A 24,701-nucleotide genomic window follows, 5' to 3' on the forward strand; every position below is an offset into this window, starting at 1 on the left:
TAGCGTCTCCTTGAACGTCATCCAGGCTGCCGACGACGAATGGCAGCCCGCCAATGGTGGTGAACCGGACCGGTCGGGTGGCGTGTCCAGGCTTTGGGAGCGCTTCCAAGCATTGGTTCTGAAAGGAGCCTCGTGGCTACGAGCACGAGTAGTACCCGGCGCCGGAAGGGGCTGGCCGTACCGCTGCTGGTCCTCACCCTGGCCGGCGCCGGCACGGTCGCCACCGCGGGCACGGCGTCGGCCGCATCGACCGGGTCGGCCAGGGTGGCGGACAGCGGCCTCGACTTCAGGCCCGCCGAGAACGGTGACCGGGTGGACCTGACCGGCGGCGGGGGCCGGAGCGGGAAGTCCGACAAGACGCAGAAGAGCATCCCCACCAGCCCCGCGCGATACGTCGTCGAGCTGGTTGATGATCCGGTGACCACGTACACCGGCGGGATCCCCGGGCTGGCCCGGACCCGCCCGGCAGCGGGCAAGCGGCTGGAGCCGCACTCGGCGGCGGCGAAGGCGTACCGGCAGCACCTGGGCATCCAGCGCAGCGCTGTGGCCGAGGCGGCCAAGGTCAAGGTCGACCAGGTCTACACCACCGCCTTCGACGGGTTCTCCGCCACGCTGACTCCCGCTCAGGTCGACGCGTTGAAGCGGGACAAGCGGGTCCGTTCGGTCACCGCGTCCCGGGCGTTCAGCATCAACCAGGCAACGCCGGGGGCGGCCACGCCCACCCCGACGCCCGCCGCGCCGACAACCGCCGAGGCAACCGGCGCCGCGACGGCCGGTGCGCAGACGCCCACCGGGTCGAAGCCGGGCAGCGACACCGGCGCCGGGATCGTGATCGGTGTCCTGGACTCCGGCATCTGGCCGGACAGCCCGTCGTTCGCCAAGACCATGCCGGCGCCGGCGGGCTGGCACGGCACCTGCCAGACCGGGTACGCCTTCGTGGTCGAACACTGCAACGGCAAGATCGTCGGTGCCCGGTACTTCGCCGACACGTACCTCGCCGCCACCGGCGGACTGCCGGAGGGCGAGTACCTGTCCCCCCGCGACATGGTCGGGCACGGTACGCACACCGCGTCGACCGCGGCCGGACTGCCCGTCGAGCACGTCACCATCTCGGGGCGGGACTTCGGTTCGACCTCCGGCGTGGCGCCGGACGCGCAGATCGCCGTCTACAAGGTCCTCTGGGGCGGTTCGGGGTACGACGCCGACATCATCGCCGGCATCGACGCGGCGGTCGCCGACGGCGTGCAGGTGCTCAACTATTCGATCGGAAAGCAGCTGGGGGACTGGGAACCCAACACCCCGATCGGCACCGCCTTCCTCAACGCCACGCTGGCCGGGGTCTTCGTCTCGGCGGCCGCCGGCAACGACGGCTTCAGCGGCGCGATCAGCAACGCCCAGCCGTGGGTGACCACGGTCGGCGCGGCGGTGACCAACGTGAACGAGGGGACGCTCCAGCTCGGCAACGGCACCAAGATCGTCGGTGCCTCGCTGGACGTCCTCCCCGGTGGCCAGCCCCGACCGCTGGTCTTCGGCGAGCAGGCCGGCAGTCTGGACGACGGCTCGGCGTACTGCTACGGCCTGGACCCGGCGAAGGTGAAGGGCAAGGTGGTCGCCTGCGCCCTGGACTACCCGTACGGCCAGGTGGCGGAGGCAAAGGCCAGCGGCGCCGCGGCGCTCATCCTCTTCGACCCCTGGGGCAACTTCCGGGTCAACTCGATCTACGACTTCCCGGTGCTCTACCTGAACACCAGGGAGCAAGCCGGCAAGCTCTTCAACTACCTGATGCGCCACCCGACCGACGGCACCGCGATGGTCACCTCCGGCGGTGACGGCTCCAGCGTCCCCGCCGGCGTGCCGAGCGTCGCGGACTACTCGTCCACCGGGCCGGACAAGACGCACAACGGGCTCATGAAGCCCGACCTGGTCGCGCCGGGCAGCGACATCATCGCGGCCGTCTCCCCGCCCGGTAACTTCGGCCGGCAGTACGACGCATACTCGGGCACCTCGATGGCGGCCCCGCAGGTGGCCGGCGCGGCCGCGATCCTGCGGGCGGAGCATCCCGACTGGTCGCCCGGGGCGGTCGCCTCGGCGCTGCGGACCACCGCCACCGACACCGTGGGCACCGACAACCCGCTGGCCCAGGGCAGCGGCATGCTCGCCCTGGACCGGGCCGACGACCCGGGGCTGGTCATCGAGCCGGCCGCCGCGGACCTGGTCGCGTTCGGCGCGGCGGCCCAGCCGGACGGCCGGGACCTGAACCTGCCGTCGATCTCGCTGCGCGAGTACGACGGGACCAAATCGGTGACGCTGACCCGCAAGCTGACCAACGTCGGCGGCAGGCAGGAGACGTACCAGGCCTCGGTCACCGGGCTGCCGGGCATGGAGGTCAGCGTGTCGCCGAAGGCGGTGACGGTGCCACCGGGCAAGACCGCCACGGTCACCATCACGCTGCGGCGCGGCAGCGCGCCGTGGGACCGCTACGTCACCGGCGCGATCACCTGGCGCAGCGCTGCCCACCAGGTACGGATTCCGGTCGCCGCGCGCCCGTGGGGCGTCTCCCCCCGACTGTTCGACGACAACCTGGAGGAGTTCGGCCGGCTCGTCACCGGCGCCTTCGGGCTGATGGAGCCGGGCTTCACCGGCAAGATCTCCGGCCGGTCGACCGGCTACACCCCCATCCAGTGGGACTCGTACTCGATGCCGGCGGGAGTCAACGGCGGCGTCTTCGACCCGGAGGCCCTCGGAGTGCGGGCGCACACCTTCACCGTGCCGGCGGGCAGCGCCGGGATCGTGGTGGAGACCGCCACCGACGACCCGAACACCAACCTCGACCTCTGGCTCTACAAGGGGAACAAGCTGGTGTACCGGGGTGCCGCCTGGCACAGCAGTGAGCGGGCCTGGGTCTTCATGCCGGAAGCCGGCACCTACACGGCGTACGTCTTCGCGCAGGCCTCCGGCGGCCCGGTCGTCGACTACCGGCTCGGCCACGTGATCCTCAGCCGCGATGGCCAGTACGCCCCCGCCACGCTGGAACTGCCGGCCCGGGTGGAACGGGGCACGACCCCGTCGTACAAGCTCCGGCCGGACGCCCCGCTGGAGGAGAACGTCGAGTACTGGGCGTACACCGAGTTCTCCACCAACGGGGAGGTGGTCCCCGGACATCTGGTCTCCACCGAGCAGTTCTGGTGGGAGTGACCGGCTGATACCGGATGCGGTGGGGCGGAGCAGTCAGCTCCGCCCCACCGCGCCGCCGGGCCACCGGCCCGGCGGGCTTGCGCGGCGGGCCGTGCACGGCGCACAGTGCAGCCCGTGAACCGACACTGGCCCGTGCCCGGCCGACGCCGGACCGCCGCGCCGATGGCGCTGGTGCTGCTGCTGGTGTCGGCGCTCGCCGGTCTGGCCGGCTGCCGGGACGAGCCCACCGAGCCGGTGCGCATCCGGATCGCCACGGGTAGCCCCACCGCGGTCTACCACGCCTTCGGCCAGTCGCTGGCAGCCCTGCTCAACCGCGAGATGCCCGGCGTGCAGGCCAGCGTGGTGATCACTGCGGCCTCCGCGCAGAACGTCCGGTTGGTCGGCTCCGGCGAGGCGGAGCTGGGCTTCACCCAGGCCGACGTGCTGCCGCCGCACGCACCGGAGCACCCCACGGTGCTCGCCGTGGCCCGGGTCTACGACGACCTGCTGCACCTGGTCACCACCGCCGGCGGCCCGGTACGCACCCTGGCCGACCTGCGCGGGCGGCGGGTGTCGGTGGGCGCCGACGGCTCCGGCACCGAGGTCACCGCCACCCGGCTGCTCGACGTGGCCCAGCTCGGCGGCGACGCGATCCGCAAGGAGCACCTCGGCCTGGACGACTCGGTGGCGGCGCTGCGCGCCGGCCGGATCGACGCCTTCTTCTTCTCCGGCGGCCTGCCGGTCCGCGGCGTCGCCGAGCTGGCCGGGAACACAGCGGTGCGGATGGTCGACCTGGGCGAGTGGACCGAGCCGCTGCGCCGCGGGTACGGGCAGGTCTACGTGACCCGGGACATCCCCCGCTCGGTCTACGGGGCGGACCCGGTCAGCACGGTGGCGAACCCGAACTACCTGATCGTCCGCGCCGACCTGCCGCCGGCGCTGGTGCGCGAGGTGACCCGGCTGCTGATGGAGCGCCGGGAGGAGCTGGCCGCGGCGCACCCGGCGGCCGGCCGGATGAGTCCCCGATCGGCGATCGTCACCACCCCGCTGCCGCTGCACCCGGGCGCGGCCGACTGGTACCGGGCCACCAAGCCCTGAACCGGGTCAACACCGCCCGGCCTCGGAACCGACCCGGTCGACCGGGTCGCCGCCGAGCGCCGGAACATTTTCGTCCGGCTCGGCCAGCTCGTCCGGGGCCGGGAACCACAGCTCGGCGACCAGCCCGCGGGGCTCGCCCTGGCGCATGGTCAGCCGGCCGTCGGAGGCGTCGACCAGCACCGCGACGATGGTCAGCCCGAGCCCGGCCCCATCGACGTTCTGCACGTCCGGGGCCCGCCAGAACCGCTCGGTGGCCTGGTCGAGCTGGCTGGCCGTCATGCCGGGGCCGGTGTCCCGCACCTCCAGCGCAGTTCCGCCCTCGGCCGGGCGTACGGTCACCGTCACCGCTCCCCCGGCACCGCTGAACTTGACGGCGTTGTCGATCAGCGCGTCGAGCGCCTGGTCGATGGCGGTCGGCACGGTCCGGGCGTACGCGGGCGCCCCGGTCGTGTCGAGCGTGAGGGTGACCGACCGGTGCCGGGCCAGCGGCAGCCAGGCCGAGACCCGGGAGGCGGCGATCTCGGCGGCGTCCACGGTGACCCGCTGGTTCTCCTCCCGCTCAGCCCGGGCCAGGGTGAGCAGCGCGTCGAGCACGGTGGCCAGCCGGTCGGTCTCCTCCAGCGCCAGCCGGTGCTCGGCCCGGCCGTCGGGGTCGGTCAGGCTCGGCCCCAGCTCCTCCACCCGCAGCCGCAGCGCGGTCAGCGGATTGCGCAGCTGGTGGCTGGCGTGCGCGACGAACGCCCGCTGCCGGTCCATCACGTCGGAGACCGCGTCGGCCATGTCGTTGAAGCTGGTCGCCAGCCGGCGCAGCTCCGGCGGGCCGAGCCGGGGACGGACCCGGGCCCGGTGCCCCTCGGCGATCTCGTGGGTGACCGCGTCCAGCTCGGTGACCGGGCGCAGCACCCAGCCCGCCAGCCCGAACGCGGTGGAGACGCAGGCCAGCACCGCGAGCAGGCCGATCCCGGCGAGCAGCAGCCACCAGGCGGTGACGGTGCGGCGCACCTTGGCCGCCGGAGTCGTGGTGACCACCGCGCCGAGCACCTCGCCGCCGTCGTTGATCGGCACCGCCACCACCAGCGGCCCCTCCACCCAGGGCCAGACCGACTCCGGCCCGCTGAACTGCTGCCCGGACAGCGCGGTGTCCAGGGCCGGGTCGGTGCCCGCGCCGAACTGCCAGCGGGCCGAGACGACCACGGTCCGGCGGTCCCGGTCCACCACGGCCGCGCCGACGCCGTAGAGGTCGTCGTAGGCGGCCAGTTCCCCGTCCAGCGGGCCCGGGGTGCCGCCGCGCAGCGCCGGACCGGCCAGCGAGGCGAACCGGGTGGCGTCGGCGAGCCGGTCGGCGCGGACCCGGTCGGTCTCCCGGGTGGCCAGTGTGGCCGCCAGGGGCGTCTCCAGGGCGAGCAGCACCAGCACCATCAGCAGCAGGTAGCTGATCACCAGCCGGCGGCGCACCCCGGCCCCCTCACTCGCCGCGGAGCCGGTAGCCGACCCCGCGGACGGTCTCCACCAGCGTCGGGTCGCCGAGCTTGCCGCGCAGCGAGCCGACGTGCACCTCCACGGTGTGCCGGTCGGCCCAGGTGGTGCCCCAGACGTCGAGCAGGATCCGGTCCCGCGGCACGGCCACCCCGGGCTGGCGGGCCAGCGAGAGCAGAATGTCGAACTCCTTGCGGGTGAGGGCCACCGGCCGCCCCGCCACGGTCACCGTCCGGCCGCCCACGTCGATGCGGACGTCGCCCGCCTCGATGAGGTTGCGCTCCGGCACGGTGTGCGCCGCCCGGCGCAGCACCGCCTCGATCCGGGCCTGGAGCTCCACCATCGAGAACGGCTTGACCACGTAGTCGTCGGCGCCCAGCCGCAGCCCCAGCACCCGGTCGCGCTCCTCACCCCGGGCGGTCACCGCGATGATGCCGAGTTGGCTGCTGCGCCGGCGCAGCTCCCGGCACAGGTCGGTGCCGTCCCCGTCGGGCAGGGTCAGGTCGAGCAGCACCAGGTCGCAGGGGGCGGCGGACAGCGCGGCCTCGACGGTGGCGGCGTGCTCGACCTCGTACCCGCGCCGGGTCAGCGCGGACGACAGGGCGGCGGCCACCCGACGATCGTCCTCGACCAGGAGGATCCGCACCCGTGCCTCCATCCGCTCGACGTGCTGCCCTGCGAATGGTGGCAGACGAACCGGCGGGACGGGAGGGCCGGTACACGGTCAGAGACCGAAGACCTCCTCGGCGGTGGCGTCGCGGACCCCGTCGGTGAAGCCCCGGAAGCCCGGGTCGGAGTGGCTGGCCGGCACGCTCGTCACGTTCTCCCCGATCGCCTGGGTGACCGCGTCGACCAGCGGCGGGAAGTCGATCTCGGCGTCGGCGAAGGCGTCGTCGTCGGCCTGCCCCAGGTTGATCACGTGCTGGACCTCGTCGGTCGGGGTGTCCGGGTCGCCGGCCCAGTCGGCACCGGCCCGGTAGCACTCGTCGTAGACGCCCCGCTGGCCGTCGGTCCAGTCCTCGTCGTAGCTCTGCATCCCCATCCCTCCGCGGGCCGCTGCACCCCGAGCATGCCGGGCCCGGGCGGACGGCAGGGGGCGTACGCCGGAACCGGCGCACGGCGGGCGGGCGGCGGCTTCTAGGCTGCGGTGGTGATCTACAAGATTCTGACCAACGGCGAGTGGGAGCAGGCGCAGGCGGCCGGCCGGTTCACCGGCACGGCGATGGACCGCCAGGACGGCTTCGTCCACCTGTCCGCGGCGGACCAGGTGGTGGAGACCGCCCGCCGGGTCTTCGCCGGGGTCACCGGCCTCACCGTGCTCGCCGTGGACGAGGTGCGGCTCGGCGACGCGCTGCGCTGGGAGGTGTCCCGGGGCGGCGCGCTCTTCCCGCACCTCTACGCGGCGCTGCCGGTCGACGCGGTGCTGGCCGCCCATCCGCTGCCCGCCGACCGGCCCGCCGCCGACGCGGTGGCGGAGCTGCTGGCCTGACGGCTCGCTATGCTCTTCGAGCCCGCGCGCCGGCTCCGGGAGCCCGGCGTCGCCGGGTGGTCCTGGCCCGGCCGGGCGCGCGGTGGTCAGCCGGCGCGACCGTCCGGCACCGACGGCGCGACGACGCGCCCTGCGACGATGCGAGTTGACATGACTGACACCAACGACCGGTCCGCCTCCGTCTTCGTCCACCCGACGGCCGACGTTGAGGAGGGCGCCAAGGTCGGCGACGGCACCAAGGTCTGGCACCTGGCCCACGTCCGGTCGAGCGCGCAGGTCGGCGCCGGCTGCGTGATCGGCCGCAACGTGTACGTCGACGCGGGTGTGACCGTCGGCGACCGCGTGAAGATCCAGAACAACGTCTCGGTCTACCAGGGCGTGACCATCGAGGACGAGGTCTTCGTCGGCCCGTGCGCGGTGTTCACCAACGACTTCCGCCCGCGCGCCCAGAACCCGGACTGGACCATCACCCCGACCATGGTCCGCCGGGGCGCCTCGATCGGCGCCAACGCCACCCTGGTCTGCGGGATCGAGGTGGGCGAGTACGCGATGATCGCGGCCGGCTCGGTGGTGACCCGCGACGTCAAGCCGTACCAGCTGGTGGCCGGCAACCCGGCCCGGCCGAAGGGCTGGGTGGACGAGAAGGGCGAGGTCGTCTCCCGGGACGTGGACAACCCGCCGTACCAGAGCTGAGCACGCGACGGGGGCGGCGACCGGACCGGTCGCCGCCCCCGTGCGTCGAGGTGGCGGTCAGCCGCAGAGGCGGCCGATCTCGTCGCGGAACCGGTCCATCGGGTTCGACCCGGCCGGGCCGAGCAGATACTCCTTCAGCTGCCGCCGCGCCTCGGTCATCGGGTCGTCGCCGGCCCGGGTGACCGCGAGGACCTTCGGCAGCTCACCGCAGTCCGCGGAGAGCAGGTATGCCGCCCGCGCGGTGGGGAAGGCCCGGCGGAACTCGTCCTCCGGCAGGCCGGCCGGGTTGGCCACCACGTACGGCCGCTCGCTCTGCACGAAGTCGGAGACCACGCTGGAGACGTCGCTGACCAGCAGGTCGGTGACGTTGAAGCAGTCGAACAGGGCCGGCGTCCGGCCGGTGACCACCAGGTGGGCGGTGCCGTCCAGCGAGGACGGGTCGGTCTGGCCGCCGGCGGCGCGGATCCTTGCCACGATGCGCTGGTGCACGGCCCGGGCCTCCTTCGAGCGGCTGCCGGTCAGCGGGTGCGGCTTGTAGATCAGCCGCAGGTTGCCGGCGGCGAGCAGCCCGGACACGATCCGCTCCCCCATCAGCACCAGCGACGTGTGGTAGGGGTCGTCGTCGAGCCAGCCCTCCCAGGTGGGGGCGTAGAGCACGGTGAAGACGTGGTCGGCGGCGCCCGAGCCGAAGGTGTGCACCCCGGCGAGCTGCGGCCGGCCGATCTCGACGATGTCCCGGTCCAGCACGCCCACCCCGGCCCGGGCGTACCGCTCCCGGGCGGCGGGCCCGGCCACCCAGACCTCGTCGTAGACCTTGCTGTACGGGTTGACGCTGGCCTGCTTGTCACTGTCGCCGTGGCCGACGAAGACGTGCTTCATGCCCGGCTCGCGCAGCATGTGGATGTTGGCGCCGACGTTGGCCGTGTACAGGGCGACCCGGATCGAGCTGAGGTCGAGGTTCATGAAGTCCACCCCGGCCGGTACGCAGATCACCGGCAGCCGGGTGTCGGCCAGTTCGCGGAACGCGTCGTCGGCGCGCAGCAGCACCACCGCGCGGCGGCCGGCCGCCTCGACCGGGGCGAGCCACATGTTGGCCTGGTAGACGTCCTTGGCGGGACCGGCGAAGTAGAGCGCCACCTCGGGCCGCTCCCGGGCCAGCCAGTCGTGCACCGCGGGCAGGATCCCGGGGGCCTTCCCGCGCCCGCGCACGAAGGTGAACGCCAGCACCGCGGCGGTGACCAGCCCGGCGGCCAGGGTGACCAGTCCGGTGACCACCACCGGGGCGATCCGGTCGGTGACCGCGGCCACCACGGCGGCCGGCACCAGCAGCACGTTGAGCAGTGGCAGCCGCAGGCCGGCCAGGAGCCGCGCCCAGGCCGGCGGGATCGGCACCCCGCGCAGCGTGCCGAGGTCGAGGTTGCGGGTGAACGCCGGGGTCGCCGCCCGCCCGTCGACCACCTTGGTCAGCGCGGTGGTGCCGACCGCCACGGTCCAGAGCGCGGCCGGCAGCAGCAGCACCGTGACGGTGCCGCCCACGCCGGGGCGGACCGTGCTGACCACCAGCAGCACCACGGACAGGTCGCGGACCAGCCGCCGGAAGACCAGGCCGAGGCCGGCCTTGCGGAGCAGTTCGCCGGTCTCGGCGTAGCGGGTGGCGAGGGCCAGCTCACCGGCGATGACGACCAGCGCGGCGACCGCGTACGGGACCACCAGACCGAGGACTCCGGAGAGGATCATGATCCCGTAGCCGAGCAGCGTCAGGCCGACGACGGCCAGACCCTGCCGGCTGCGCACTCTGCTGAACAACGACACGCTCCTGTCTGCCCACCGGCGTCGCTCCGGTCCGATACCGGGCAGCTGCGACCTTGAACCGGGGCAATTAACACAAGTATTCCCCGGGTGCCCGACGGGTGACCGGCTGACGACGGTGCTCAGGAGCGGTGTCGGCCCCGGGCGGCGCAACGCAGCGGGCCCCGGCCGTCGAACGGCCGGGGCCCGCGGGCGACGGACGGGTCAGCCGCCGATGACCACCCGGCGGACGCCGGTCCAGCGGGCCGGGTCGGTGACCCGACGGCCGTCGACCAGCACCGTCACGCCCGGCAGGTCGGCCGGGGCGAGGTTGCGGTACTCGGCGTGGTCGGCCTGGATGACCGCGGCGCCGACCGGCTCACCCTCGTAGCCGGGGAGGCCGTGCGCGGCCAACTCCTCGTTCGTGTACATCGGGTCGGAGACGTACGGAACCGCACCCCGCGCGCGCAGCGCCTCGACGGTCGGGAAGACGCCGGAGAAGGCGGTCTCCTTGACGCCGCCCCGGTAGGCGGCGCCGAGCACCAGCACGCCCACCCCGGTCAGGTCCCCGTACGCGGCGGCGAGCAGGTCGACGGCGTACTCCGGCATGGCGGCGTTGGCCTCGCGGGCCGAGCGCACCACGGTGGCCGCCGGGTCGTTCCACAGGTACATCCGCGGGTAGATCGGGATGCAGTGGCCGCCGACGGCGATGCCCGGCGAGTGGATGTGGCTGTACGGCTGGGTGTTGCAGGCCTCGATGACCTTGGTGACGTCGACGCCCACGGTGTCGGCGAAGCGGGCGAACTGGTTCGCCAGGCCGATGTTGACGTCCCGGTAGGTCGTCTCGGCGAGCTTGGCCAGCTCGGACGCCTCGGCCGAGCCGAGGTCCCAGACGCCGTTCGGGCGGTCGAGGTCGGCGCGCTCGTCGAAGTCCAGCACGGCCTCGTAGAAGCGCACGCCGTGCTCGGCCGACGCCTCGTCGATGCCACCGACCAGCTTCGGGTAGCGGCGCAGGTCGGCGAAGACCCGGCCGGTGAGCACCCGCTCCGGGCTGAACACCAGGTGGAAGTCCTGGCCGGCGGTCAGGCCGGAGCCCTCCTCCAGCATCGGGGCCCAGCGGTTGCGGGTGGTGCCGACCGGCAGGGTGGTCTCGTAGCTGACCAGGGTGCCCGGCTTGAGCCCGCGGGCGATGGCCCGGGTGGCGTCGTCCATCCAGCCGAAGTCCGGCACGCCCTCGGCGTCGACGAAGAGCGGCACGACCACGACGACGGCCTCGGACTCGGCGACCGCGGCGGCGGTGTCGGTGGTGGCCGACAGCAGCCCGGCGGCCACCGCCTCCTTCAGCTTGACGTCCAGGTCGGCCTCGCCGGGGAACGGCACGGCACCGTCGTTGACCAGCCCGACGACCCGCTCGGAGACGTCGGCACCGATCACCCGGTGCCCCTTCGAGGCGAACTGCACGGCGAGCGGCAGACCGATCTTGCCGAGCGCGACGACGCAGATGTTCATGAAACTACTTTCCTCCAGAGGGCCAGATTCGGCGCAGGCGGGCAAGGAACCGACGGGGAGTCACCGGCGTGATCGCGACGATCACCTGGCCCTTGTGGTTGGTGGTGGGCGTGACGAGGTGGAACCGGACGCCGTGCCGGGCCAGCAGCCGGGGCGCCGCGACGCGGTGATCCGTCCGCAGCGGCGCCGAGCCGGTCCCGCCCAGCGCGGTCACCTCGGCGCGCGCCACCCGACGCTCCCCGCTCGCCGCGACGACCGAGAGCAGCCGGTCCACCGCGAAGTCCGTCCGTACGACGGTACCGGTGCCGTCGGGCGCGACCGACGTGACACCCACCAACTCGCCGAAGCTGACCCGGACCGCCTCGTCGGCCAGCTCGGACAGCTCGGCCCAGCGGCTGCGCGCGGTGACCACCAGGGCACGGGCGCCGGCGGCGTCCCGGCCCCAGGCCAGCCCGGTCGCGGTCAGCTTCGCCAGCGCCTTGGCGGCCTGGTCGGTGATGTCGTACCAGTCGTCCGGATAGCCGAACGCCGGGTCGCGGAAGCCGACGTGCCGGGCGTACCAGCGGTCGTTCTCGATGGTGACCTCGGGCAGCGTCTTGTCGGCCTGCTGCCCGATCAGCTCGCGGAGCCGCGCCAGCTCGCCGTCACGCGCGACGGCGAGCCGCAGCCGCAGGTCGGGCGCCATCCGGGCCAGGATGCCCTCGGTCAGGTACGCCTCGGCGAGCTTGCGGATCCGGTCGTGGACGTGCTGCTGGACGTCCGCCGAGAGGTCGAGGAACTCCGCCCGGAGCAGCTTCGCCACCTCCCAGCTGAAGTGGCGCAGCAGCACCGCGTCGCGCCGCGGACCCGGCTCGATCAGCCCGGCCACGAAGCCGACCAGCTCCTCGGCGCAGCGCAGCCGCTCCTCGAAGCGGCTGGCGTAGGTGATGTTCTGCGCGTTGCCCCGCTTGACCGCGTAGTAGTACTCGTAGTCGGCGAGCACGGAGATCTTCTCCGCCCGGAAGCAGGCCTCCAGCGTGAACGGCTGGTCGCTGCCCATCGGCATGTCGGTGCGGAACCGCAGGCCGTGACGCTCGACCAGGTCCCGCCGGAACAGCTTGGTGTTCGACAGCGACCAGGGCAGCGCGCTGTCGAAGAGGTCGACCCGCTCCTCCGTGCTCGCGTAGACCGCCTGGTGCACGTAGCGCTTGTTGGTGCCGACCATCCGGCCGAGCACCACGTCGGAGCCCCACCGGTCGGCGGCGTCCACCAGGCGCTCCAGCGCCTCGGGGCCGAGGTGGTCGTCGGAGCCGATGAAGAAGACGTACCGGCCGCGGGCGTGGTCCAGGGCGAGGTTGCTCGGGGCGGCCGGGCCACCGGAGTTGGCCTGGTGCAGCACCCGGACGGTGTCCGGGTAGCGGGCGGCGTACCGGTCCAGCTCGGCGGCGCTGCCGTCGGTGGAGCCGTCGTCGACTGCGACGACCTCCAGCCGGTCCCGCCCGATGGTCTGCCCGACCAGCGAATCCAGACAGGCGGTCAGATACGGCATGGTGTTGTAGACGGCGACGACGACGGTCACGTCGGGCTGGCTCACGCGCCCACCCCCACCGAGGCAGGGGCCGGGCCGGGAGCCGGGTCGCCGGCCGGCGCCGGGCGCGGCGGAGCGTCGGGCAGCAGCCGGGAGTAGACGCCGTCGAGCACCTGCGCCTGCGCCTCCCACGTCCAGCCGGCCAGCAGACCGGGCCGGTCGTACGCGGCGCGGTAGCGCGCCGGGTCGGCGAGCACCGCGGTGACCGCCCGGACGAAGTCGGCCACGTCCTCGGCCGTGAACACCTCGCCCTGACCGGTCTCCCGGACAGTCTCGGCCATCGTCTGCACGTCGGAGACGACCAGCGGGAGGCGGGCGTGTGAATACTCGAAGAACTTGGTGATCAGCGCGATCTCGTGGTTGGGCCAGTGCTGGATCGGGATGACACCGACCTGCGCGCCGGAGAGGAACCGGACCACCTGGTGGTGCGGCACGTAGGGCAGCACGTGCACCCGGTCCGCCACGCCCAGCTCACCGGCCCGGGTGACCAGGCCCGTGACGTACGCCGACGCGGGCTTGTTGACCACGAACGCGACGTGCGCGCCGGGCAGCCGGGGCAGCGCCTCCACCATCACGCCGAGGCCCCGCTTGGCGGCGGCCACCCCGCTGTAGACCAGCAGCGGCGTGTCGGGCCCGATGCCGCAGAGCGCGCGGATGTCCGGCACCGGCTCACCCGCGTCGGCCGGCAGCTCGTCCACCGCGGGGGCGTTGAGCACCACCGCCGGGCGCTCCGCCAGCCCGTGCTCGCGTCGCAGCAGGTCGGCCAGGCCGCCGGAGACGGTCATCGCCGCGTCCGCGTACGGCACGTACTCCCGCTCGTGGGCCACGTTGCCGGGCAGCCAGCGGGCGTTGTCGCGCCACGGCTGCACGCCGGGCAGGTACTCGTGGGCGTCCCAGAGCAGCGCGATCCGGCGGCCCTTGGCGGCGGCCCGGATCTTCGCGCGGGCGCCGACGCCGATCATCCGGAAGTCGTTGGCGTGGATCAGGTCCGGTGCCAGCTCGTCGACGACCGGGCCGTAGGCCAGCTCGTAGTCCCACAGCCCCGGCTCGATGCGGCGCCAGGCGCCGTCGCCGCGCAGCCGCTGCCAGAACAGCGTGTACGCCCGGTCCCAGGCGCCGTGGAGCTTGCGGCTCTTCCGGGCCTGGTTGAGCTGCCGGTGGCGGAAGCCCACCCACTTGCGGGTCAGGCCGGCGAGCTTCTCCTCGGCGCGCAGCGCCGCCCAGGGGAGGCCGCCCGGCCGGCCGGCGCCGGACTCCCGGGCCGCCGTGGTCAGCGCGGCCCGCCGGACCGCCAGGTCGGCCCGCCAGGCCTTCATGGCCTGGGTACGGTGGGCGGCGATGCCGGACGGCGGATAGGCGAGCGGCCGGCGCAGCCAGACGCGGCGGAACTCGTGCCGGCGCTTGGCGAGCGGCTCGGGCATCGGGATCAGGCGGACCTCGGCGTCGCCGAGCCGCCAGCGCTGCGGCTGCCCGACGGGCGCGCGCCCGAGGAGGACCACCTCCCAGCCGGCCTCGGCCGCCGAACGGGCCGCCTTCTGCACCCGGGAGTCACCGTGGACCCCGTTGTCCACCAGCATGACGATCCGTCCCCGGGTGGCCGCCGGGGCGGTCGTGCCGTCAGATCCCATTCCTGCCCGTTTCCGTCGTCACCAGCACCGCACCCGCGGACCCGAGCGAGTCTACGACAACGCCTCGGCCGCAGACGTCCGCCGCCGTCGGCGGTCCGCGCCCGGCCGCGCCGGTTGCTACCCTCCATGCTGTTCAACGACCGGTGACCTCGCCAGTTCCCGGGCCGGGCCGGCGTCGAGCCTCTCCGACGGGCCGGGCCCGCCGTCGGATCACCCCAGCTCAGCGCGGACAGGATCGCACAATGGACATGGTGACAACCGAGGAGCCGAGCCGAACGCCGTCCCCCTCGGCCACGCAGGCGAGCCCGCTCCCGGGTCGTCCCGGTCTTGGCCGTCGGCTGTCGGCGGCCGGCCGGGCCGCGCTGCCCGCGCTCGCGGCCTACGCCGTGATCCGTCTGGTCGGGGTGCTGACCGTGTACGTCTGGGCCCGCAACCTGGGCCTCTCCCCCGAGCAGCGGCTCAGCAAGTCGGACGGCACCTACTACCTCTCGATCGCCCAGCACGGCTACGACGGGTACGTGAAGACGCAGAGCGACATGGCGTTCTTCCCGCTCTATCCCGGCCTCACCGGCGTCCTGGACCGGATCACCCCGTTCAGTCCCCGCGAGGCGGCGCTGATCGTGGCGTGGCTGGCCGGCCTCGCGGCCGCCTGGGGGCTCTTCGCGATCGGGGCACACCTGCACGATCGGCGCACCGGTGTGCTGTTGGCCGCGCTCTGGGCCGCGCTGCCGCACGCCATCGTCGAGTCGATGACCTACAGCGAGAGCCTGTTCACCGCCCTGGCGGTCTGGACGCTGTACGCGCTGCTGCGCAACCAGTGGCTCACCGCCGGCGTGCTGTGCCTGTTCGCCGGGCTGACCCGGCCGACCGCCTCGTCGTTGATCCCGGTGGTGGGGCTCGCCGCGCTGGTGGCGATCGTCCGGCGGCGGGACGGCTGGCGGCCCTGGGTCGCCCTGCTGCTCGCGCCCGCCGGTTGGCTCGGCTACCTGGCCTGGGTGGGCACGCAGACCGGACGGCCGGACGGCTGGTTCCACATCCAGTCCGCCGGCTGGGGCAGCACCTTCGACCTGGGCGCCTACACCGTCCGCCGGGGCCAGGAGGTGCTCGCCGAGACGACCACCCCGCAGATGCTGGTGGTGAGCGTGGTGTCGCTGCTGGCGGTGATGTTGTTCGTGCTGAGCCTGATCGACCGGCAGCCCTGGCAGCTGCTGCTCTACAGCGGGCTGCTCCTGGTCACCACGCTCGGCGCGGCCGGCTACTACCACGCCAAGGCGCGGTTCCTGCTGCCGGCCTTCGCGTTGCTGCTCCCGGCGGCCGTGGGCCTGGCCCGGGCCGGCTGGGCCCGGGCGGCCACCGTGCTGGTGGCGGCGACCGTCTTCTCCGCCTACTTCGGCGGATACCTGCTGCTGATCTGGACGAAGTCGCCGTGACCGGTCACCCGGTGCGGGCCCGGACGCCCGTCACCGGGTGAACGGGCGCACGTCCCAGAGCCAGACGTCGTCGACCCGCTGCCCCGGGCCGTACAACGCGTCCAGCACGATCCTCAGGTTGTCGTGCCTCCGGACGTCCACGGGCAGTGCCACGGCGTCAGCCTTCCAGTACCGGACGTCGGAGCGCGCCTGGGCGATCTCCGCCGGACCGACCTGGGTGTCCCGTTCGCCCCGGGAAACGGCGGTGAGCAGCTTCGCGGTCGGCTGGGGCTCGACGCCCCAGCGGCCGGTGGCGTCGGTGGCGGAGACCGGACCGAGGAAGTAGCCCTCGGGGACGGCGAAGCCGGCCACCGCGGCGGAGCTCCAGTAGACCGAGGTCATCTGACTGACCGGGACGGGCACCAGGGTGCGGCCCGGCGCGACATGGTCCTTCCACGCGCCGCTGGTGACGAAGTCGGGGGCGGGGATCCGGTCGCGGGCCTCCAGCGGGGTCGGCAGGATCGGCAGCAGCGCGGCCAGCCCCGCCACGGTGACCAGCCGGGTGACCAGGCGGGCCCGGCCCGCCTCGGTCGCCCGCATCCGGGTGAGGCGGTCCCCGGCGACCGCGAACAGCACCCCGAGCGCCGCCGTGGTGATCAGCGCGAACCGGGAGACCACCACCGAGTCGAACACGGGCAGGTCGCTCACCAGCGCGAACGGCGCCGGAACATCGGTACGCCGGGTCCCCCAGGTCCAGGTCGTGCCGACCGAGAAGAGCGCGGAGATCGCGATCACCACGCCGAGCACCCGACCGACGATCTCCCGGCGCAGCCACCAGCAGGCGACCAACGCCAGAATCACCAGCGGCCAGCCGTAGAAGCTCGACTGCTCGGTCGTGTTGGGAGCCCAGTGCAGCGCGCTGGTGGCGCTTCCCGCCACCGACTCGGTGGCGTAGCGCACGAACGAGCCGAGGGTCAGCGCGTAGTCGTCCGGATCGCCGGGGTGCCCGACCCGGTGCTGCGGCCCGGCGAACTGCATCCAGAGCGGGTACGCGGCGGCCGCGGCGACCAGCACGCCGGTGATCGCGAGGCCGCCGAGCAGCGGACGGGCCCGCCGCAGCGCCTCGCGGGGCCGGAAGATCACGTAGCCGACCACCAGCATGAGGCAGCCCAGCGCCAGCAGGAAGAGGATCTCCAGGCTGACGAAGAACTGCGCCACCACGAGAGCGCCCAGCACGAGCCCGTCCCGGACGGTGCGGCCGCCACGGGCCAGCCGGACGACCCGCCACACGATGAACGGCACCAGCCACTGGGCGGTGATGTGCGGGTGCCCGTTGCTGTGCGAGACCAGGGCCGGCGCGAAGGCGCAGAACAGGCCGCCGACGAAGGCCGTGGCCCGCGACGCCACCAGGTGCCGGGAGAGCACGTGGTACCAGGCGTACCCGGTGCCGGCCAGGTTCAGCGTGATGAACAGCAGGTACGAGAAGGAGGCGCCGAACAGCAGGGTGAACGGCGCCAGCACCAGCCCGGGCAGCTGCATCCCGACGTTGGTCATCAGGTTCACCCCGTTCGGGGCGTTCTGCAGCGTGGTGAAGAACGGGTTCTCCAGGTGGCTGGCCGCGTGCGCCGCGTACGCCAGCATCCATTCGTTGAAGCCCTGGTCGTTGGGACGGCTGCCGAGCAGCCGGCCGCCGTGGTCCAGCCAGCCACGGGCGGTCACCCACAGGGCGCCGGCGAGGTAGACGGCGGCAACCAGCAGGTCCGGGCGCAGCCGCCGCCACCGCGAGGGGCCGGCCGCGGCCGGGGCGGGGCGTTCCGCCGCGTCGGTCGGCGACTCGGACCGCTCCGGTGCCCCGCCGGTGGCGTCGGCCACCGGGTCGCCGGCGGCGGACGTGCTGGTGCGGATGTCGGGCCCCGGGGCGGTCATGGCGCCGTAGTTTACGCAAGCCAGGGCGGCCGCCCCGGTCCGGCTCACCAGGCCGCCGGGCGGCGACGGCGCCGCTGTGCGCGGGTGGACGGCCCGTGAACGGCCGCGGAAGATCGGCCGCCGGTCCGGCGAACGGTTGGCAGCGGCAACCCGCGGCCCGGCGGATCCGCCGCCACCGCCACGCGGCGCGGCCGACCGGCGGGGCCGGAGGACCAGGCGGGTTCGGTTAGGGTGGTGCGCTGTGTCCCTTCCCACGTCGCTCGTCGCCCTCCGGCCTGCCCGGACGCGGATGACCGGAACCGACCGGTGGCGTCGCGCACCATCCCGGCCCGGCGACGGCCGCGTCCGTGCCCGGGCGCCGCTCGGGGCACTACTATTCCAAGTGCCGTCGCCCGTCACCCGGGCTCCCGCGGTCGGCAGGGACGTCTCCACGGCGTCGGCGGGCGTGGTCGTCCGCCGTGGTCGTCCCCCGGTGAGCACCCCCACCCCCGCCGCAGGCGGCGGCCCCCGGTCCGCCCGTAGTCCCCGTCGCAGATCACGAGGAGTCACGCAGTGAAGGTCGTCAGCATCGTCGGCGCCCGACCGCAGTTGGTGAAGCTGGCGCCCATCGCCGCGGCCTTCGCCGAGGACGGGTGCGAGCACGTGATCGTGCACACCGGTCAGCACTACGACGCGGACCTGTCCGACGTGTTCTTCTCCGGCCTCGGCATCCCGGACCCGGACGTGCACCTGGGCATCGGCTCCGGCAGCCACGGTGTGCAGACGGGCACCACGCTGGCCGCGCTGGACCCGGTGCTCGCCGCCGAGCGACCGGACTGGGTCCTGGTCTACGGCGACACCAACTCGACCCTGGCCGGCACGCTGTCGGCGGTGAAGCAGCACCTGCGGGTGGCGCACCTGGAGGCCGGGCTGCGCTCGTTCAACCGGCGCATGCCGGAGGAGCACAACCGGGTGCTCACCGACCACGCCGCCGACCTGCTGCTCGCTCCCACCGAGGAGGCGATGCGGCACCTGGCCGCCGAGGGCCTGGCCTCCCGCTCACACCTGGTCGGCGACGTGATGGTGGACGTCTGCCTGCGGGTCCGGGACGACGTGTCGCAGGGCGGCCGGCCCCGGCCGGCCCTGCCCGAGGGGATCGACCCGGACGCCCCCTACCTGCTGGCCACCCTGCACCGCGCGGAGAACACCGACGACCCGCAGCGGCTCGCCACGCTGCTCGACGCGCTGGCCGACCTGCCCGTGCCGGTCGCGCTGCTGGCCCACCCGCGGCTGGTCGCCCGAGCCGAGGAGCACGGCCTGAAGCTGTCCCGGGGCTCGCTGCACGCCGGCCGTCCGCTGCCGTACGCCGCCATGGTGGCCGCCGTGCTCGGCTCCGTCGGCGTGGTCACCGATTCGGGCGGCCTCCAGAAGGAGGCCTACCTGCTGGACCGCCCGTGCACCACCCTGCGCACCGAGACGGAGTGGGTGGAGACCCTCGCGGACGGCTGGAACGTGCTCGTCCCGGACCCGCGCGAGCTGGGCGCGCAGTGGGCGACGACGGCGACCCGTCCCGCCCCGGAGGCGCCCCGCGGCACCCCGTACGGCGACGGTCGGGCCGCCCACCGGGTCGCCGAGACGCTGCGCCGGCACCTGGCATGACGGCACGTCCCCTCTTCACGATCGGCTACCTGCGATGAGCAATCGAGTTGTCCCCCTCCCCCGGTCCGGCGGCGGGTCGCGGCCGCACGCCATCTACCTGGCGATCGGCTTCCCGCCCGCGGCGAAGAGCAGCGCGTACCGGCTGCGCGAGACGGCGAACCAGTTCGTCGCCCTGGGCTGGGACATCACCGTCATCACCATCTGCCAGGAGGCATGGGAGCGGGAGTACGGCCTGGACCACACGCTGTCCGAAAAGGTCGACCCGCGGGTCAAGGTGGTCGAGCTGCCGCTGATCCGGGAGGACCTGGAGACCGACATCCGGGCCTTCTCGGAGGAGCGCTCGCTCGACCCGGCGGGCTGGATCAAGCGGCTGCGCCAGCGGGAGCAGAAGGTCTTCCCCGAGCCGGTCTTCGGCGGGTGGCGGTACGAGCTGGAGGCGGCGGTGCTGCGGGTGCACCGTGAGCACCCGGCCGACCTGCTGCTGGCCTCCTGCGCCCCGTACGTGAACCTGGCCGCCACCTGGAAGCTGTGGGAGGAGCACAAGGTCCCCTACGCGATCGACTTCCGGGACGGTTGGTCGCTGGACGTGATCGGCGGCGGTGAGGCGTTCACCCGGGACTCGGTCTCCGGCCGCTGGGAGTCCAAGGTCCTCGAGCACGCCGTCGCGGTCTGGTGCGTCAACGACCCGATCGCCGGCTTCTACCGGGAGCGCTACCCGCACCTCGCCGACCGGGTGCACGTCGTGCGCAACGGCTACGACGAGGACAGCCTGCCCGACGTCACGGGCCGTTCGCCGGACCCGGCCGCCGGGCTCACCTTCGGCTACCTCGGCTCGGTCAACTTCACGCCCGCCTTCCTCGAGTCGGTGCTCGACGGCTGGCGGATCGCCCGGCGGGACGACCCGGTGGTCGCCCGCTCCCGGTTCGAGGTGCGCGGCCACATCGGCGCGGGTCCGGCCCGCGAGGCCAACCGCCACATGGACCTCCTCAAGGAGGCCGCGGCCGACGGGGTCAGCTTCGGCGGCCCGGTGCCGAAGGCCGACCTGGCGGCGACCTACGGCTCGTGGGACGCCCTGGTCCTGATGCTGGTCGGCGGCCGCTTCGTCACCTCGGGCAAGGTGTACGAGTTCATGGCAACCGGTCTGCCGGTGCTCTCCGCCCACGACGTCGACCACGACGCGGCGAACATCCTGGCCGGGCATCCGCTCTGGACCGGGGCGGTCGGCCTGGACCCGCACCGGCTCGCCAACTCCTTCAGCGAGGCGGCCCGGATGGCCCTGAAGGCGACCGACGCCGACCGGAGGGCGGCGCGCGAACTCGCCCGCCGGTTCGCCCGCCCGGCCGTGCTCGGCCCCGCCGTCCGGCACCTCACCGAGCTCGTCCGGCCGACCACGGCCGGCGATTCCACCCCGGCCGTGGCCGCTTCGACGGAGGATGTCCAACCGTGACCACCGTGCTCATCGTGGCCGCCACCGCGCCGAAGCAGCCGGCCGTCCTGATCGAGGCGCTGGAGCGTTTCCGCAGCCGGGGCGCCCGGGTCACCGTGGCCTGCCTCTTCAACAGCGCGGACCTGCCGATCGACCCGGCGCTGGCGGAGGTGCGCACCTTCGCCGTACCCGGGGAGAAGCGGGACGCCCGGCTCCGCAAGGCCCTCGGCCGCGCACCGGCCAACCGGAAGGTGTGGCTGCACGCCCGGCACAACAGCTGGGTGCGGCAGCGGTACCGCGCGGCGGACCTCCTGGTGGCGCTCGACGCCCGGGCCGTGCACGCCGTCTGGGAGATGGCCCAGCGCAACACCCGGGCCGGCGCCTACTACGGGCTAGTGCCGGCGCAGAAGGCGCTCGACGCGCGGCGGACCGAGTCGGTGGGCCGGCGGCTGGAGCGCCAGGTGGCGGCGGCAGCCGGCATCGGCGCCCGCGGAGCCCGGCGGGCGGCGGTCCAGACCGTCCGGACCACCCTGCGCAAGGCCACCGGCCAGACGGTCATGAGCAACCCGGCCGGCGCCTGGTTCTGGACCCACGCCGTGGCGGCTCCTCGCGTTCCGGACCGGTTCCGCAGCAAGCTCGCCGTCCGGCTGCACGACAGCGCGGTCAAGGCCGGTCGGCCGGCCGTCGCGGCCCGCGCCGCCTCCGCCGCGGCGAACCGGATCAACAGCGCCGGTACCCGCGCGGACGTGCTGACCAAGGCGGCGCAGGCGGAGCTGGCCCTCGGCCGGGTGCCGACCGGCCTGCACGACGCGATCCGGGCCCAGCTCACGCTGGCGGACAGCCTGCTCCCCCGGGACAGCAAGAAGGCCGCCGCGGCGGTGTCCAGGGCGTGGAGCCTGGCCTCCAACCGGGTGCTGCACTTCGACCGGCTCACCTCGCCGATGAGCGAGGACCCGGGGGCGTTCCTGGCGCCGTTCCGGGAGAGCACCGCGGCCCGGAAGCTGTCCGCGAAGCGGGGGCGGCTCGCCCCCGCCGCTCCGGTGCCCACCGACCGGCCGCTGCGCCTGCTGGTCACCACTCTGATCAACGACAACTTCCTGCAGGAGATCCTCGAGCGCTACCGGGCGATGCCCAACGTGGAGGTCCGGTTCCTGGACCTCTACGACGACCCGGTGACCCGCCCGCTGGCCCTGAGCGGCAGCGCGGTGATGGAGCACCTGCTGGCCGGCGAGTCGTCGTACGGCGCGAAGATCGAGGAGTGGCTGCGGCCGCACCTGGACTGGGCCGACACGGTCTTCGTCGACTGGTGCCAGGCCACCGCCGCGCTGTTCACGCTGCACGACCCGGGTAGCGCCCGGATCATCGTCCGGCTGCACAGCTTCGAGGCCTTCAACTTCTGGCCGCACCTGGTCGACTTCTCCCGGGTCGACGACGTCGTCTTCGTCTCCGAGCACCTCAAGGACCTGTCCACCGCGGTGCTGCCCCAGCTCACCGAGGCCCACGGTCCCCGGCTCTGGGTCATCGACAACGCGATGGACCTGCAGCGGTACCCCCGCTCGAAGCCGGCGGACGCCCGGTTCACCCTGGGCATGGTCGGGTTCAGCTCCGTGGCCAAGGACCCGCGCTGGGCGATCGAGGTGCTCCGGAGGTTGCGCGAGCGGGACGAGCGCTACCGGCTCACCCTCATCGGCAGCGACTTCAACAACCGGACCAGCAAGCCGGCCAAGGACTACGGCAAGCTGCTCAGCAAGGACCTGGCCGAACTGGAGCCGCTCGGCGCCGTTCGGCGGTACGGGCAGACCGACGACGTCCCGGCGGCGCTCCAGGAGGTGGGCGTCATCCTCAGCACCTCGGTGCGGGAGAGCTTCCACTGCGGCCTGGTGGAGGGTGCGGCCAGCGGGGCGGTGCCGGTCGTCCGGGACTGGCCGTTCTTCGCCGGGAAGGCGCACGGCGCCCGTACGCTCTTCCCCGCCGACTGGGTGGCCGCCACTCCGGAGGAGGCCGCGGAGCGGATCCTGGCCGCCACGGCCACCGAGGAGCGGTGGGCGGAGGCCGGTCGGGCCGCGTCCGAGCACGTCCTGAAGACCTGGGACTGGACCGTCACCCAGACCGGCTACGACCGGCTGCTGCTGGACGACTGAACCGCCCCGCCGCCGACGGAGCAGCGGAGGCGAACGCGAAAGGGGCCCGGCCGATCGGCCGGGCCCCTTTCGTCGTCGGTCAGCGGACCGGCACGGCCGATCGCTGCGCCGGCACGGTCGGGGCGGCATCCGTCGAGGCGACCGCCTTCGGGTGGTCCGGCAGCAGCCGGGTGTAGACCTCGTCCATCACCCGGGCCTGCGCCTCCCAGGTCCACTGCTCCAGCACGCCCGGCCGGTCGTACGCGGCGCGGTACCGCCGCGGGTCGTCCAGCACCGCACGCACCGCGCGCAGGTAGTCGTCCAGGTCCTCCGCCCGGAACACCTCGCCCTGGCCGGTGGCCCGGGTCGCCTCGGCCATGGTCCTGACGTCGCTCACCACCATGGGCAGCCGACCGTGGGCGTACTCGAAGAACTTGGTGATGAGCGCGATCTCGTGGTTCGGCTTGTGGTGGATCGGGATGACGCCGAGATCGGCGGGGGCCACGAAGGCGGACACCTGCCAGTGCGGCACGTACGGCAGCAGGTGCACCCGGTCGGCCACACCCAGTTCGGCGGCGAGCTCCTCCAGCTCGTACATGATCGGCACCTTGCCGTTCGGGTGCAGCGACACCAGCGCGACGTGCGCGTCCGGCATCTGCGTGAGGCCCCGGATCATGATGTCCACCCCGCGCGACGGGTTGATGCCGCCGCAGTAGACCAGCAGCGGGGTGTTTGCGTCGATGCCGCAGAGCGCCCGGATGTCCGGCACCGGCACGGCCCGCTGCTCCGGGGTGAGTGCCGCGGGCGGGGCGTTCAACACCACGCCCGGCTGCTCGGGCAGGTCGTGCGTCTCGCGCAGCAGGTCGGCCAGGGTCGACGAGACCGTGATGACGGCGTCGGCGTACGGGGCGTGCTCCCGCACGTAGGCGATCTGGGCGGGCAGCCAGCGCAGGTTCGTGGGCCGGCCGATGATGCCCGGCACGAACTCGTGGGCGTCCCAGACCAGCTTGACGTCCCGGCCACCGGCCCGGGCCCGCATGGCGGCGCGCGCGCCGACGCCGAGCATCCGGAAGTCGTGCGCGTGAATGAGGTCCGGTGCCAACTCGTCCACGACCGGGGCGAAGGCGAGCTCGAAGTCCCACAGCTCCGGGTCCAGGCGGCGCCAGGCCCGGTCACCCTGGAGGCCCTGCCAGAACCGCAGGGCGGCCCGGTCGAGCCGGGAGTTCGGGTCCTGCTGGCTCTCCTGGAGGCGCTTGAGCTCCTTGGAGCGGAGCTTGACCCACTGGAACATCGCCTTGTTGACGAAGTAGGGCGTGGCCAGCCGGGCCTTGCCGGCCAGCTCCGCCCAGCGCGGGCCGCCCTCGCGCCGCGCGACCTTGATCTCCGAGAGCTGGAAGTTGAGGTCGTCCCGCCGGGCCCTGAGCTTGTTGAGCCTCCGCTTCGCCACCGGCCCCGGCTTGTAGGCCAGCGGACGGCGCAGCAGGGCGCGGCGGTAGGTGACCGGGTGCGGGAGCCGCCGGGGCACCCTGATGAGGCGCACCTCGGCGTCGCCAATCCGCCAGTTCTCCTCCGCGGCGGCACCCTTCAGGATGCCGACCAGGATCACCTCCCAGCCGGCCTCGGCGGCCGACCGCGCCGCCTTCTGCACCCGGGAGTCACCGTGGACACCGTTGTCGACCAGCATCACCACCCGTCCCCGGGTCGGTCGGGCGTCGGTACGGGGGACAGCTTGCATTGGGTGCTTCTCCTCGTTGACGGGG

Annotated in this window: 17 protein-coding genes; 8 read left to right on the forward strand and 9 right to left on the reverse strand. The window is 73.6% G+C overall.

What is annotated here, in order from left to right:
- The first annotated feature begins 132 nt into the window (after positions 1–132).
- Positions 133–3,195: a S8 family serine peptidase gene (locus tag AB0F68_RS05275; protein ID WP_357333106.1), complete on the forward strand. Its 3,063-nt coding sequence runs from the start codon at positions 133–135 to the stop codon at positions 3,193–3,195.
- Positions 3,196–3,357: 162 nt separating this feature from the next.
- Positions 3,358–4,272 carry a TAXI family TRAP transporter solute-binding subunit gene (locus AB0F68_RS05280; protein WP_357333335.1) on the forward strand — a complete coding sequence of 305 codons (915 nt, stop codon included), beginning with the start codon at positions 3,358–3,360 and terminating at the stop codon, positions 4,270–4,272.
- A gap of 6 nt (positions 4,273–4,278) precedes the next feature.
- Here AB0F68_RS05280 and AB0F68_RS05285 read toward each other — a convergent pair whose 3' ends face one another.
- The 3 genes from AB0F68_RS05285 to AB0F68_RS05295 all read right to left on the reverse strand — a co-directional run bounded on the left by AB0F68_RS05285 (position 4,279) and on the right by AB0F68_RS05295 (position 6,784).
- Positions 4,279–5,727, reverse strand: a complete 1,449-nt coding sequence (locus AB0F68_RS05285) for a HAMP domain-containing sensor histidine kinase (RefSeq protein ID WP_357333107.1) — start codon at positions 5,725–5,727, stop codon at positions 4,279–4,281.
- 10 nt (positions 5,728–5,737) lie between these two features.
- Positions 5,738–6,406 (reverse strand): response regulator transcription factor, encoded by a 669-nt coding sequence (locus AB0F68_RS05290; protein ID WP_357333108.1) that lies wholly within the window; start codon positions 6,404–6,406, stop codon positions 5,738–5,740.
- Between the two features lie 66 nt (positions 6,407–6,472).
- Positions 6,473–6,784: a hypothetical protein gene (locus AB0F68_RS05295; protein WP_357333109.1), complete on the reverse strand. Its 312-nt coding sequence runs from the start codon at positions 6,782–6,784 to the stop codon at positions 6,473–6,475.
- A 114-nt stretch (positions 6,785–6,898) separates the two neighbouring features.
- On the opposite strand from AB0F68_RS05295, the gene AB0F68_RS05300 reads away from it, so the two are divergent.
- The gene (locus AB0F68_RS05300) at positions 6,899–7,237 is read left to right on the forward strand and encodes a DUF952 domain-containing protein (RefSeq protein ID WP_357333110.1); all 339 of its coding nucleotides are present in this window, start codon (positions 6,899–6,901) and stop codon (positions 7,235–7,237) included.
- A 150-nt stretch (positions 7,238–7,387) separates the two neighbouring features.
- Positions 7,388–7,930 carry an acyltransferase gene (locus AB0F68_RS05305; protein WP_357333111.1) on the forward strand — a complete coding sequence of 181 codons (543 nt, stop codon included), beginning with the start codon at positions 7,388–7,390 and terminating at the stop codon, positions 7,928–7,930.
- A 57-nt stretch (positions 7,931–7,987) separates the two neighbouring features.
- On the opposite strand, the gene AB0F68_RS05310 is transcribed toward AB0F68_RS05305, so the two are convergent.
- The 4 genes from AB0F68_RS05310 to AB0F68_RS05325 all read right to left on the reverse strand — a co-directional run bounded on the left by AB0F68_RS05310 (position 7,988) and on the right by AB0F68_RS05325 (position 14,371).
- The gene (locus AB0F68_RS05310; RefSeq protein WP_357333112.1) at positions 7,988–9,736 is read right to left on the reverse strand and encodes a CDP-glycerol glycerophosphotransferase family protein; all 1,749 of its coding nucleotides are present in this window, start codon (positions 9,734–9,736) and stop codon (positions 7,988–7,990) included.
- A gap of 207 nt (positions 9,737–9,943) precedes the next feature.
- Positions 9,944–11,227, reverse strand: a complete 1,284-nt coding sequence (locus AB0F68_RS05315) for a nucleotide sugar dehydrogenase (protein WP_357333113.1) — start codon at positions 11,225–11,227, stop codon at positions 9,944–9,946.
- Between the two features lie 4 nt (positions 11,228–11,231).
- Complete coding sequence (locus AB0F68_RS05320) at positions 11,232–12,800, reverse strand: glycosyltransferase (RefSeq protein WP_357333114.1); 1,569 nt, start codon at positions 12,798–12,800, stop codon at positions 11,232–11,234.
- Positions 12,797–14,371 carry a glycosyltransferase family 4 protein gene (locus tag AB0F68_RS05325; protein WP_357333336.1) on the reverse strand — a complete coding sequence of 525 codons (1,575 nt, stop codon included), beginning with the start codon at positions 14,369–14,371 and terminating at the stop codon, positions 12,797–12,799. The genes AB0F68_RS05320 and AB0F68_RS05325 overlap by 4 nt, the downstream gene beginning before the upstream one ends.
- Positions 14,372–14,664: 293 nt before the next feature.
- Between AB0F68_RS05325 and AB0F68_RS05330 the strand changes: the two genes are divergently transcribed.
- Complete coding sequence (locus AB0F68_RS05330; protein WP_357333115.1) at positions 14,665–15,852, forward strand: hypothetical protein; 1,188 nt, start codon at positions 14,665–14,667, stop codon at positions 15,850–15,852.
- Positions 15,853–15,882: 30 nt separating this feature from the next.
- Here AB0F68_RS05330 and AB0F68_RS05335 read toward each other — a convergent pair whose 3' ends face one another.
- Entirely contained in the window at positions 15,883–17,757 is a 1,875-nt protein-coding gene (locus tag AB0F68_RS05335; protein ID WP_357333116.1) for a hypothetical protein, read from the reverse strand.
- Between the two features lie 552 nt (positions 17,758–18,309).
- Between AB0F68_RS05335 and wecB the strand changes: the two genes are divergently transcribed.
- From wecB to AB0F68_RS05350, 3 genes are read left to right on the forward strand one after another with little or no spacing between them, the layout of a single operon-like run.
- Positions 18,310–19,395: a UDP-N-acetylglucosamine 2-epimerase (non-hydrolyzing) gene (wecB, locus tag AB0F68_RS05340; protein WP_357333117.1), complete on the forward strand. Its 1,086-nt coding sequence runs from the start codon at positions 18,310–18,312 to the stop codon at positions 19,393–19,395.
- Between the two features lie 34 nt (positions 19,396–19,429).
- Positions 19,430–20,842 (forward strand): glycosyl transferase, encoded by a 1,413-nt coding sequence (locus tag AB0F68_RS05345; RefSeq protein ID WP_357333118.1) that lies wholly within the window; start codon positions 19,430–19,432, stop codon positions 20,840–20,842.
- Entirely contained in the window at positions 20,839–22,962 is a 2,124-nt protein-coding gene (locus AB0F68_RS05350) for a glycosyltransferase (RefSeq protein ID WP_357333119.1), read from the forward strand. Before AB0F68_RS05345 ends, AB0F68_RS05350 begins: the two co-directional genes overlap by 4 nt.
- A 79-nt stretch (positions 22,963–23,041) precedes the next feature.
- On the opposite strand, the gene AB0F68_RS05355 is transcribed toward AB0F68_RS05350, so the two are convergent.
- Positions 23,042–24,676: a glycosyltransferase family 4 protein gene (locus AB0F68_RS05355; protein ID WP_357333120.1), complete on the reverse strand. Its 1,635-nt coding sequence runs from the start codon at positions 24,674–24,676 to the stop codon at positions 23,042–23,044.
- Positions 24,677–24,701 lie beyond the last annotated feature (25 nt).

The organism is Micromonospora sp. NPDC023966, from assembly GCF_040639095.1.
Lineage (GTDB): Bacteria > Actinomycetota > Actinomycetes > Mycobacteriales > Micromonosporaceae > Micromonospora.